We start from the raw sequence: 12,013 nt of genomic DNA, 5'->3' as shown, positions 1-12,013 counted from the left end.
TGTTAAACAACATCTGCCATCTTGTCATATTTTCAATTTTAGTATTATCTTTGTAAACTGATTTAAGATAAAATCGATTATGGAGAAGATAATAGAAGAAAACAAGCAAGGAACCAGCTTGGTTTTAGAACAAAAAGAAGGCAATACTAAAAAGCTTTTTATAGAAAGTTACGGCTGTCAGATGAATTTTTCTGATAGCGAAATCGTAGCTTCCATTTTGCACGAACAAGGATATAACACGACCCAAAATTTGGAAGAAGCCGATTTGGTTTTGGTCAACACTTGTTCGATTCGTGATAAAGCCGAACAAACCGTTCGCAAACGTTTGGAAAAATACAATGCGGTAAAAAAAATCAACCCAACCATGAAAGTGGGTGTTTTGGGCTGTATGGCAGAGCGATTAAAAAGTCAATTTCTGGAAGAAGAAAAAATTGTAGACATGGTCGTTGGTCCTGATGCCTACAAAGACATTCCTAATCTATTGAAAGAAGTAGAAGAAGGTCGTGATGCCATTAATGTAATTTTATCCAAAGATGAAACCTACGGCGACATTTCTCCTGTTCGTTTAAATAGCAATGGTGTAAATGCATTTGTTTCCATCACTCGCGGATGTGATAATATGTGTACGTTTTGCGTAGTGCCATTCACTCGCGGTCGCGAAAGAAGTCGTGAACCACAAAGCATTTTGGAAGAAATCAAAGATTTATCAAATCGTGGTTTTAAAGAAGTTACACTTTTAGGTCAAAATGTAGATAGTTACTTATGGTATGGTGGTGGTTTAAAGAAAGATTTCGACAAAGCTACCGAAATGCAACAAGCAACAGCGGTTGATTTTACTCAATTACTTGAACTATGTGCGGTGCAATTTCCGAAGATGCGTTTTCGTTTTTCTACTTCCAACCCACAAGATATGCATGTGGAAGTGATTGAAATCATGGCTAAATACCATAATATTTGCAACTATATCCATTTACCGGTTCAAAGCGGAAGCACTAGGATATTAAAGGAAATGAATCGTCAACACACCCGTGAAGAATACATGGCGTTGGTGGATAAAATATATGAAATTATTCCGGATATTTCGCTTTCGCAGGATATGATTACCGGCTTCCCAACCGAAACAGAAGAAGATCATCAAGACACATTAAGCTTGATGGAATATGTGAAATATGATTTCGGATTTATGTTTGCGTATTCGGAACGTCCCGGAACAATGGCTGCAAGAAAAATGGAAGACGATATACCGGAAGAAGTGAAGAAAAGGCGTTTGAACGAAATCATCGACTTGCAACAAAAATTAGGTTTAGAAAGAACGCAGCGTTTTATAGGCCAAGAGGTTGAAGTGTTAATTGAAAAAGAATCGAAACGTTCTGACCAACAATGGAGCGGAAGAAATTCTCAAAACACAGTGGTTGTTTTCCCAAAAGAAAATTACAAAGTGGGTGATTTTGTGATAGTAAAAATCAATGATTGTACTGCTGCTACATTAATTGGAGAAGCGGTTGGATATTCTGAAGTGATGAATTAATTAAAATTTTAAACATCAATTAAGTATGGAAAACGAGATTATAATAAAGCCTTCTTTTGATGCGAAAACTGTTTGTTTAGCTAGTTTCCATATTATAGTTGGAATGAAAACAAAAATAATTTTTTCAATATTTTTAATGCTTTTATTATTTACAGTTTTCTTCAATTTTTTCACAGAAGGTATAGATACATTCTCTATTTTAAAACCTTTTATATATTTATTTTTATTTGTAGGATTATTTGCGTTTTCAATTTATATAATTACAAAGAAACAGATTTCTCAAAATCCAAAAATCAAAGAAAACATCAGCCATATTCTAAATAATGAATATTTTCAAGAAAAGGGTGAAAGTTTTGAAATTAAATACTTTTGGAAAGAGGTAATTAAAATAGTTGAAAAAAAAGATTTTTTTTTAATCTTCATAGCAAAAAACAAAGCAATAGTTATAAAAAAAATTGATTTGAAAAATAATCAGTATAATGAATTGAATGAACTTTTTAAATCTTTAAATTTAAAAAAATGATTGAAACTAATTATTCACATAAATACTTTAATCATAAAAGATTAGTCTTATAAAAATTCGTAAAATTCGTGGCAAAATAAAAATGGAATCCGTTCAAAACATAAAACAACGATTTGAAATCATCGGAAATGATCCGAAACTCAATCGTGCGATAGAAAAAGCCATTCAGGTTGCTCCTACCGACATTTCGGTTTTAGTAACCGGAGAGAGTGGTGTGGGAAAAGAAAGTATTCCAAAAATCATTCATTCGCTTTCCCATCGAAAACACGGAAAATACATTGCCGTAAACTGCGGAGCCATTCCGGAGGGAACAATCGACAGTGAATTGTTTGGTCACGAAAAAGGTTCGTTTACCGGAGCAACCGGTGCTCGTGACGGTTATTTTGAAGTAGCCGATGGCGGAACTATTTTTTTGGATGAAGTGGGCGAATTACCTCTAACAACCCAAGTTCGTTTATTACGTGTATTGGAAAATGGTGAATTCATCAAAGTGGGTTCATCGCAAGTACAAAAAACGAATGTTCGCATCGTTGCTGCCACAAACGTCAACATGTTTGATGCGATTGAAAAAGGAAAATTCCGAGAAGATTTGTATTATAGGTTGAGCACAGTGGATATTAACTTACCGCCTTTGCGTGAACGAAAAGACGACATTCATTTATTATTTAGAAAATTTGCCGCTGATTTTAGTCAGAAATACAAAATGCCGCCGATTAAACTTGATGACAATGCGGTTGATTTGTTGTTGAAATATCGCTGGAGCGGAAACATTCGTCAGTTGCGGAATATTGCGGAACAAATTTCGGTTTTAGAAACCAATCGAAACATTTCACATCAAACATTACTTGGTTATTTACCGCAAGAAGGTTCGAATCTTCCGGCGGTTATTAAAGATAAAAAGTCGGAAAGCGATTTTAGCACCGAGCGTGAAATTTTGTACAAAGTACTTTTTGACATGAAAAGTGATTTGAATGATTTGAAAAAACTTACCTTAGAATTAATGCAAAATGGCGGTGCAAAAGTGCAAGAAGCCAATAAAAATTTGATTCAAAAAATTTACGGACAAAAAGAAGATACCGAAATTGATTTTGAAGAACCAAGAATGAGCGTAATTCCGTCCCAAAACAATCAGGAGCAAGAAGAATTTGAAGACGAAGACGACGATCAAAACTATCTTTTTGCCGAAGCGGTGGAAGAAGAAGAAACATTGCGTCTGGATGCCAAAGAAATAGAACTCATCAAAAAAGCATTAGACCGAAACAAAGGAAAACGAAAAGCGGCGGCGGATGAATTAGGTATTTCTGAACGAACTTTATATCGAAAAATAAAACAATTTGATTTGTAAATTAATGAAAAAAATCGTCACTTACTGTCTATTTCTAACTGTAATTATTTCCATGAACAGTTGTAAATACTATAACTTTACCGGTACAGGAAAAATTGATGCCAAAACATTTCAAGTCAATTATTTTCAAAACACTGCCGAATTAATTGAGCCAGGTATTGAACGCGATTTCACTTTAGCTCTACAGGATTTAATTGTTAATCAAACCAATTTAAATTTAACGACTAGTGGTGCCGATTTAATTTATGAAGGAGAAATCACCGGCTTCCGAATTTCACCGATGACCGCAACTGCCGACCAACGAACAGCTCAAAATAGGGTAACAATGACAGTTAATGTTCGGTTTACAAATACCAAAAAAGAAGAAGATGATTTTGAAAAGTCGTTTTCGTTTTTTTATGATTATCCAGCAGATCGACAATTGATTGGACCAACATTAACTGCGGCCAAACTCGAACTTTTTGATCGTATAACACAAGATATTTTTAATGCTTCATTAGCAAAATGGTAGATTGTGAAGTTTAGCCTATTTATCTTGCCAATTCTCCCTAAATTTGAATAAATTTGTCAAACAACCGATAACCGACAACAGAAAACTGAATTGAACCTATCCGAATATACATATCTTCTTAACAATCCGAATGCGGTGAACGAAAAGCAAGCAAAAGCTTTGGAAACCGTAGTGGAAAGCTTTCCCTATTTTCAAAGTGCTCGGGCATTATATCTCAAAGGATTGTATAACCAAGACAGCTACAAATATAATTTTGCATTAAAACAAACGGCCGCTCACACGACCGACCGAAGTGTGTTGTTCGATTTTATTACTTCCGATGAATTTACAATCATCGAAAAAGATGTCTATGAGCAAAAGTTAGCCTTGCTAATGGATATTGAAGTTGTTGAAAGCGAAACTCATTTACTTCCTTCACAAGTTGAAAATGATAAGGAAAGCATTGCAACTGAAGAAGAAATTATTGAGGAAGAACTTCCCGAAGAGGAAGTGAAATTAGCTGAAATTGAAGTAGAGAAATTAACCGTTTTACCAACTGTTGAATTTGAATCATCTGATGTTGATTTTGTTAGGTTGGAAAACAATCCTATTTCGGAAGAAGTTATACAAGAAATCACGTTAACTGAAATCTTTCCCACAGAAATTGATGAAGTTATCGAAATTTCAACAGAAGCTAAAGATAATCCTTCCGAAACAATCTCAGAAACAATAGTTGAAGAAGAAAAAGAAGAAGAACCTATTTCAATAGAAATTTTAGAGGAAAACAATGAAGAAACAATTTCAACCGAAGCAATTTCCATTGGCCAAAACAGTTTTAACTCTTCTTCAGAAGAAATAATTCCGGAAATCGAAGAAAAATTGGAAATTGGAAAACCAATTACTTTTTTGCAAAACGAAAAACACTCCTTTCAAGAATGGTTGCAATTGGCAAGTTTTAAACCAATTGATCGAATCGATGAACAAAACGAAACCATTCCAACTGAAAAAAGCATTTCTAAAGACCTAAAAAAGCAAGAAAACACTACTGATAAACTAAAAAAATTAAAAATAATTGATAAATTTATCGAAACAAATCCAAAAATCACGCCTGGGAGAGAAGCAACAGAGTCGGCTGCAAAACCAATAGAAACAAGCGATACTACTCACTTAATGACAGAAACATTGGCACGTGTTTACTTGGAACAAAAAAAATATAGTAAAGCAATTCAAGCATATGAAATATTAATTTTGAAATATCCGGAAAAAAGTATTTTCTTTGCAGACCGAATTAAAGACATTAAAATTTTACAACAAAATAATCAATAGCATGGGATTTTCAGTTTTTTTAGTATTAATCACAGTAGTTTGTTTTTTACTTATCGTAGTTATTATGGTTCAAAATCCTAAAGGCGGTGGTTTATCATCAACTTTTGGAAACTCACAACAAATTGGTGGAGTTCAAAAAACGACTGACTTTTTAGATAAAAGTACTTGGACATTAGGCATCATTTTAATCGCCTTAATTATGTTTTCAAGTTTGGCTTTTGATGATAGTAATGACAGCATCAAAATCGACAAAAGTGCAGTACCTGCCAGAACAGAAACTCCTGCCGTTACTCCTGCTCCAGCAGAAACTCCTGCTCCAGCTCCAAGTGAGGCTGCTCCAGTTACAGAATAATAAATTTTTTGAATTTATATATAAAAGTCCCGAAATAATTCGGGATTTTTTTTTGAATTCAATCTTGCTGAAAAAATGTCAGTTTGCCTCAATTGGCACAATTTCTGACTACTAAGAATTCATCAAATTTCATTTAATTAAAAATATAGAATAACTATGTCAGTAAACATTAAACCCCTTTCAGACCGCGTTTTAGTAGAGCCGGCTGCAGCCGAAACAACTACAGCATCAGGAATTATTATTCCCGACACTGCCAAAGAAAAACCACAAAAAGGAATTGTTGTGGCAGTTGGAAACGGTAAAAAAGATTATACTATGACCGTAAAAGTTGGTGATACCGTTTTATATGGCAAATATGCTGGAACCGAATTAAAATTAGAAGGCAAAGATTACCTCATCATGCGTGAGGATGATATTCTTGCTATTGTATGATTAAATAATAGGTTAAATAATAGGATTTAAAATTTCAAACAAATTAAATAATACTAAAAATGGCAAAAGATATAAAATTCGACATTGAAGCACGCGACGGTTTAAAACGTGGCGTTGACGCATTGGCAAACGCAGTAAAAGTAACATTAGGACCAAAAGGTCGAAATGTAACAATCAGCAAATCATTTGGTGGACCAACCGTAACCAAAGATGGTGTAACGGTGGCCAAAGAAGTTGAATTAAAAGATCCATTGGAAAATATGGGTGCTCAAATGGTAAAAGAAGTTGCTTCTAAAACCAATGATTTAGCAGGAGACGGAACAACCACTGCAACAGTTTTAGCTCAAGCCATCGTGAAAGAGGGTTTAAAAAACGTAGCAGCGGGGGCAAATCCAATGGACTTAAAAAGAGGAATTGACAAAGCGGTGGAAGCCATTGTTGCTGATTTAGGCAAACAAGCCAAAGAAGTAGGAAGTTCTACTGAAAAAATCAAACAAGTAGCTTCAATTTCTGCTAATAATGATGAAGTAATTGGCGAATTAATCGCAACTGCTTTCGGAAAAGTAGGTAAAGAAGGTGTAATTACTGTTGAAGAAGCAAAAGGAACTGATACCTACGTTGATGTGGTAGAAGGTATGCAATTTGACAGAGGTTATTTATCACCTTACTTCGTAACTAATCCTGAAAAGATGAATGTGGAATTAGAAAATCCATATATTTTATTGTACGATAAAAAAGTTTCTTCATTAAAAGAACTATTACCGGTTTTAGAACCTATAGCTCAATCAGGAAAACCATTATTGATTATTGCCGAAGATGTAGATGGAGAAGCTCTTTCAACTTTAGTGGTAAACAAATTACGTGGAGCATTAAAAATAGCTGCTGTAAAAGCACCAGGTTTTGGTGATAGAAGAAAAGCAATGTTGGAAGATATTGCCATCTTAACAGGAGGCACTGTGATTGCTGAAGAAAGTGGTTATACTTTAGAAAATGCAACATTAGAAATGTTGGGAACTGCAGAAAAAGTTTCGATTGATAAAGATAATACGACTATTGTAAACGGAGCCGGTAATGGCGATTTGATTAAAAATCGTGTCAACCAAATCAAAGCTCAAATGGAAACAACAACTTCTGATTATGACCGTGAGAAATTGCAAGAGCGTTTGGCTAAATTAGCCGGTGGTGTTGCTGTTCTTTATGTAGGTGCTGCTTCTGAAGTAGAAATGAAAGAGAAAAAAGACCGTGTGGATGATGCGTTACACGCAACCAGAGCAGCCGTTGAAGAAGGAATTGTTGCTGGTGGTGGAGTTGCTTTATTAAGAGCTAAAAATGTTTTAGCAACTTTAAAAGCAGATAATGCGGATGAAGCAACCGGAATTCAAATTGTTTCTCGTGCGGTGGAAGCACCATTGCGAACCATTGTTGAAAATGCAGGTTTAGAAGGTTCTGTGGTTGTTGCAAAAGTTGCCGAAGGAAAAGGTGATTTTGGATACAATGCCAAAACCGACGAATATGTAGATATGTTGAAAGCCGGAATTATTGACCCTAAAAAAGTAACCCGTGTGGCTTTGGAAAATGCTGCTTCGGTTGCGGGAATGATTTTAACCACTGAATGTGCTTTAGTTGACATTAAAGAGGAAAATGCCGGCGGTGGAATGCCAATGGGAGGCGGAATGCCGGGGATGATGTAATAATTTGGTATTAACACTAAAAAACATAAAAATCCGTCATGAAGAAATTCTTGACGGATTTTTTGTTTTACTTAGGATTTAGTCCAATCAAAATTGGTGATATAAGATAGCATAACTGTTGGATTACTTTTTATCAATGTCTTGGAAAAATTCCAAATATGCTGATGGATATAGCTCAACTGAATTCGATAATTTTTATCAAAGTTATAACCTTACCCTCCTATGAAACGGTTCTGATTTAAAAAAGTTTTACCAGCATTTGAACCTAGATTTAAAAAGAATTCATCACCAAAAACAGCAAACAATTTTGTAGTACCTTCCTTTTTTATCAAAGGATAATTGAACAAAATCAAATATCGCATTCGATTTCTGTAATCATTATCAGCACTAGTAAATCTACCCTCGTCATTTTGCTTTGCGATGCCGACAAATCGAAACTCATCACGCAAACGATGTCTAATTCTTAAATCATTTAGATTATACACAAAAGTTCCTTGAATCCAAACATGATCTTCGGGAATACTTGTTCTGTTCATAGCGGGATCTCCCTACGAATAGATGTTATAATGACTGTAGCCAATCGTTCCCATGAATTGTTTAGTAAACTGATAATCAACAGAAGGACGAATAAAATTTTGTTGTTTTTCGGAAAATCCATTAGCATAACGCATCGTTGCTTCAAAAGAAAATGATAACTTACTGGAAACCATATTCTTACCGAAATAATGAAACCAAATATTCTCATTTGATGATTCTACTTGTACTTGTGTTTTTTGAATTCCAATAAAAGTTGCTAATAAAAAACAAAGTAAAAAAGGCCTAGTTAACTTCTTCATATTTAATTTTTACATTATTTTTTCTGGAAGCTTTCGGATGATTTGACAATGGTTTATGATTTTCTAAACCATTAATAATTACTGTTCCTCCATCATCATGAGCTTCATAATCACTTTTAAAATGTTCCAAATTTTCCATAACCGAGTGATCAACTAATCTAGTTTTTTTCAAATCAATAATCACGTGACAGCCCAGCGGAATTTCTTCCAACTTTCTTTTAATACCTAAATAATTTGAAAAAATGGCAGACTTATCAATTTCTACATAGTAGGTATCTCCTTCAAAAGACACAATTGTTTGTGCTTTAAAAAAGGAAGATAGTGGTGTTCCGTTAAAAACATGAATTATCATTTTTAATAGCATTCCAAAAGCTATTCCGACTAGTAAATCCTCAAAAAGTGTAACAATAACTGTGCCTGTAAAAATAAGCAACTGTTCTTTTCCTATGTGAAGCATGTGAATAAATTCTCTCGGATGAGCCAGTTTTATTCCCACGGTAATCAACATAGCTGCCAAAGCTGCATTGGGAATCATTTCTAATAACGGAGCCGCTAACAATACAAAAAGCAATATAAAAACGCCGTGAAAAAAGTTTGCCCAACGTGTTTTGGCCCCATTATTAACGTTTGATGAGCTTCTTGCAACTTCAGAAATCATAGGTAATCCTCCCAGAAAAGCAGCAAAGGTATTTCCTATTCCAATCGCAATTAAATCCTTGTTTGCATTTGATTTTCTTCTAAAAGGATCTGCCAAATCTATCGCTTTAACAGTTAATAAAGATTCCAATGAACCAACTAAAGCGAACATAATAACATATTTAATAAAAATTCCTGTTTGATTAATACCTGAAAAATCAACGTTCCAGTTGATGTTATCCGTCAAACTACCAATTTTTACCAAAGCATAAGGCGGTTCTGTGTGAGCAAAATCCATTATTAATTCAGCCGGAATAGCAAAAAGTAAAACTACTAATGGAGCCGGAATCATCTTAATAGTTTTATTTCTAATAAATGGCCAACCCAACATTATTACCAAACTAACTACACCTATAAAAGTGGCTTTTATATCAAGATTGACTATGAATTTTGGAATATTCAACAACAATTCTACCGGATTCATTCCTTTGGCTAACAATGGATTATCATTCAACAAAACCGGTATTTGTTTGGCAATAATAATGATTCCGATAGCTGCCAACATTCCGTGAATGGTTGAGAGTGGAAAAAAATCGGCTAATTTTCCCAATTTAAAAATTCCAAAAAGAATTTGTATTAGTCCCGCAATTACCATTGCTCCTAAGGCTAATTTCCATCCTAAATCTGAATTTCCTTGGCCAAATTCGGCAACAGCTCCGGCAACAATTACAATTAATCCCGCTGCAGGACCTTTGATGGTTAATCTTGAACCCATAAAAAAACTCACGAGTATTCCACCAATAATTGCTGTTATTAATCCCATAATGGGAGGAAAATCAGACGCTTTTGCAATCCCTAAACTCAAGGGTAATGCTAATAAAAAGACGATAAAACCTGAAATAGCATCGGTTTTAAAATTTTCTCTCAAGCCTGCCAAACCATCAGCAGGAATATATTTTTTTGTTTTCATATGATTTTATATTAAGATGATTGATAAGGTAACTCATGATATGTTTTTACATGAGGTCCCAAAAATAAACGAGCATAAATTCGGATTCCGGCAATTCCGGAAACCACGAAACTAGAGGCTACAAAAAAGGCTAAGACAATCTGATTACTTCCTATGTGACTAAAAATCAAATCCTCGCCAATAAAAGTACTTGTTATAGGAAATCCTGTAATTCCCAATGTTGCTAACAAAAAGAAAAAAGCGAATTTTGGGTGTTCATAAACGTGTCCTAAATATTGACTGAGTAAGATTCGTTTTTCCATTTGCTTTAATTTCAGCAATGCCAAATATCCAATTGCACCGGAAACGATAATTCCTGCTAAATAAAAGGCAATTTCGTTTACGGTTACATGTTCATTAAAAACTATCGCTAAAGCAATCCAGAAATGATTCATAACTATTAAAATCCAAGCTAAAAATGGACTCTTGCGTTCTGAAAAGGATTTAAAAACAAATACCAAACCTACTCCGGCAAAAATTTCAGGTAAAACGGATCTTAACTCATTTGGCAATATCTCTTTGAATTGATAGGCAATTACACCCAAAGCAAAAAGTGGAATAAAAAAGAAATAAACTCTTTTGATATTCAAAAAATCCAAAGACTTCCCAATTATTTTTAAAGGTCGCCACAGGACAAAATTCAAAAATGCTTCTAAATTAAATTCTTTCAACGCAAGAACATATAGTGTATTTCTAATTTTTCTTGGAAAGAAAAAGTTTTCCTTTTCAGATTTAAGTTGAAAAGTATAAAACTGTTCTCTTATCAAATAACTTACTACCGAAGGAGAAACCAACAACTGATACGTTCGCAAAAAAGCATTCCCTGAAAAATGAATGAGTGCCAACACTTCTAGACCGAGAGCAATTTCGATAAAGATAATTCCGATTTGCGAAATAGAACTATAAGCGATTTGACTTTTTACAGAAGACTGAACGCGAGCCATTAACGAACTCATAATACCCGTGGTTAATCCCATTAACCCAATTGCAAATCGCATTGATGTTTGATGTTCCCAAAAAGGAAACGTTCGCAACATTAAAAACACCCCTAAATGAACAGAAAGTGAGCCATAAAAAATTGCACTGGATGGTGTTGGTCCTTCCATTGCTCTTGGTAACCAAGATGAAAAAGGAATCTGAGCCGATTTTGCTGCTGCTGCGCAAGCAAGACATAACGCAATAAAAACACCAATTATGGAATGGTTTTGGAGATGTTCATTAACCAATTCATAATTATTTAATTTCATGAATGTAATGTTTTCATGAAACAAATGGTGACTTGCCCACATCGTTAACAATAATCCAACATCGCCTATTCTGTATATCGAAAACACTTTGAAGGCATTTTTAACTGGTAAATAGCGTTCTCTGTAAAACGCGATTAATAGAAATGAAGAAATTCCGATAATTTCCCAACCAATGAACAATGTTTCAAAATTGCCGGATAGAATAGCTAAATTATATCCAAAAAAGAAGAATAAAACGGTGGTAAAAAATCGTTTATATCCTTTTTCACGATGAAGATAATAACGACTGTATGTGGTTATCATCGACGTCAGCAGAGCACCTACAAAAAGGTAAACCGCTGTTATTCTATCAAAATAGAAATTAATAAAAAACTCGTAATGAGCAGTTTTGAAAACTGTAATTTCTCTCAAGTTTAAATCAGGAGAATCATTCCAAATCCAAATTATACTAAATAAAACAATGCCTAGAAACTGAATAAAAACAGTACTAAAAGCAATTATAGAAATTAATTTCTCTTTATTTTCAGGTAAAAATGCACTGATTACGAAACCTAAAAAAGGAAGTAATAAAAAAAACTGAAGTATATTTTCCATAATC

10 protein-coding genes and 1 pseudogene are annotated in these 12,013 nt (G+C 34.1%); 8 read left to right on the top strand and 3 right to left on the bottom strand.

Annotation, left to right across the window (positions count from 1 at the left end):
- Positions 1 to 79 precede the first annotated feature (79 nt).
- The 8 genes from miaB (at position 80) to groL (ending at position 7,687) form a co-directional block, all read left to right on the top strand.
- A complete protein-coding gene (gene miaB / locus B0I10_RS08890; RefSeq protein ID WP_112086149.1) occupies positions 80 to 1,528 on the top strand; it encodes a tRNA (N6-isopentenyl adenosine(37)-C2)-methylthiotransferase MiaB in 1,449 nt (482 codons plus the stop codon).
- Positions 1,529 to 1,553: 25 nt separating this feature from the next.
- A complete protein-coding gene (locus B0I10_RS08885; protein ID WP_112086148.1) occupies positions 1,554 to 2,051 on the top strand; it encodes a YcxB family protein in 498 nt (165 codons plus the stop codon).
- Between the two features lie 82 nt (positions 2,052 to 2,133).
- Complete coding sequence (locus tag B0I10_RS08880) at positions 2,134 to 3,396, top strand: sigma-54 interaction domain-containing protein (protein WP_112086147.1); 1,263 nt, start codon at positions 2,134 to 2,136, stop codon at positions 3,394 to 3,396.
- 4 nt (positions 3,397 to 3,400) lie between these two features.
- Positions 3,401 to 3,907 carry an LptE family protein gene (locus tag B0I10_RS08875; RefSeq protein ID WP_112086146.1) on the top strand — a complete coding sequence of 169 codons (507 nt, stop codon included), beginning with the start codon at positions 3,401 to 3,403 and terminating at the stop codon, positions 3,905 to 3,907.
- Between the two features lie 90 nt (positions 3,908 to 3,997).
- On the top strand, positions 3,998 to 5,212 hold the full coding sequence (locus B0I10_RS08870) for a tetratricopeptide repeat protein (protein ID WP_112086145.1): 1,215 nt from the start codon (positions 3,998 to 4,000) through the stop codon (positions 5,210 to 5,212).
- A 1-nt stretch (position 5,213) separates the two neighbouring features.
- Complete coding sequence (gene secG / locus B0I10_RS08865) at positions 5,214 to 5,564, top strand: preprotein translocase subunit SecG (RefSeq protein ID WP_112086144.1); 351 nt, start codon at positions 5,214 to 5,216, stop codon at positions 5,562 to 5,564.
- 156 nt (positions 5,565 to 5,720) lie between these two features.
- Entirely contained in the window at positions 5,721 to 5,996 is a 276-nt protein-coding gene (locus B0I10_RS08860) for a co-chaperone GroES (RefSeq protein ID WP_112086143.1), read from the top strand.
- A 59-nt stretch (positions 5,997 to 6,055) separates the two neighbouring features.
- Positions 6,056 to 7,687, top strand: a complete 1,632-nt coding sequence (gene groL, locus B0I10_RS08855) for a chaperonin GroEL (protein ID WP_112086142.1) — start codon at positions 6,056 to 6,058, stop codon at positions 7,685 to 7,687.
- 212 nt (positions 7,688 to 7,899) lie between these two features.
- Here the strand turns inward: groL and B0I10_RS08850 are convergent.
- The 3 genes and pseudogenes from B0I10_RS08850 to B0I10_RS08835 form a co-directional block, all read right to left on the bottom strand.
- Positions 7,900 to 8,523, bottom strand: a pseudogene (locus B0I10_RS08850) (DUF2490 domain-containing protein).
- The gene (locus B0I10_RS08840) at positions 8,507 to 10,129 is read right to left on the bottom strand and encodes a SulP family inorganic anion transporter (RefSeq protein ID WP_112086140.1); all 1,623 of its coding nucleotides are present in this window, start codon (positions 10,127 to 10,129) and stop codon (positions 8,507 to 8,509) included. The pseudogene B0I10_RS08850 and the gene B0I10_RS08840 overlap by 17 nt, the downstream one beginning before the upstream one ends.
- An 11-nt stretch (positions 10,130 to 10,140) precedes the next feature.
- Positions 10,141 to 12,009 carry a proton-conducting transporter transmembrane domain-containing protein gene (locus B0I10_RS08835; protein ID WP_112086139.1) on the bottom strand — a complete coding sequence of 623 codons (1,869 nt, stop codon included), beginning with the start codon at positions 12,007 to 12,009 and terminating at the stop codon, positions 10,141 to 10,143.
- Positions 12,010 to 12,013 lie beyond the last annotated feature (4 nt).

It is taken from the genome of Flavobacterium lacus (assembly GCF_003268815.1).
Classification (GTDB): domain Bacteria; phylum Bacteroidota; class Bacteroidia; order Flavobacteriales; family Flavobacteriaceae; genus Flavobacterium; species Flavobacterium lacus.
Note: the sequence above shows the minus strand (reverse complement) of the source record. Positions and strands in the feature narration are given on the sequence as shown.

Excerpts from the sequence above, each read along its gene's own strand:
- B0I10_RS08885 (WP_112086148.1), top strand. The coding sequence starts at position 1,554 with ATGGAAAACGAGATTATAATAAAGCCTTCTTTTGATGCGAAAACTGTT.
- B0I10_RS08880 (WP_112086147.1), top strand. The coding sequence starts at position 2,134 with ATGGAATCCGTTCAAAACATAAAACAACGATTTGAAATCATCGGAAAT.
- B0I10_RS08860 (WP_112086143.1), top strand. The coding sequence starts at position 5,721 with ATGTCAGTAAACATTAAACCCCTTTCAGACCGCGTTTTAGTAGAGCCG.
- B0I10_RS08875 (WP_112086146.1), top strand. The coding sequence starts at position 3,401 with ATGAAAAAAATCGTCACTTACTGTCTATTTCTAACTGTAATTATTTCC.
- B0I10_RS08840 (WP_112086140.1), bottom strand. The coding sequence starts at position 10,129 with ATGAAAACAAAAAAATATATTCCTGCTGATGGTTTGGCAGGCTTGAGA.
- groL (WP_112086142.1), top strand. The coding sequence starts at position 6,056 with ATGGCAAAAGATATAAAATTCGACATTGAAGCACGCGACGGTTTAAAA.
- secG (WP_112086144.1), top strand. The coding sequence starts at position 5,214 with ATGGGATTTTCAGTTTTTTTAGTATTAATCACAGTAGTTTGTTTTTTA.
- B0I10_RS08835 (WP_112086139.1), bottom strand. The coding sequence starts at position 12,009 with ATGGAAAATATACTTCAGTTTTTTTTATTACTTCCTTTTTTAGGTTTC.
- miaB (WP_112086149.1), top strand. The coding sequence starts at position 80 with ATGGAGAAGATAATAGAAGAAAACAAGCAAGGAACCAGCTTGGTTTTA.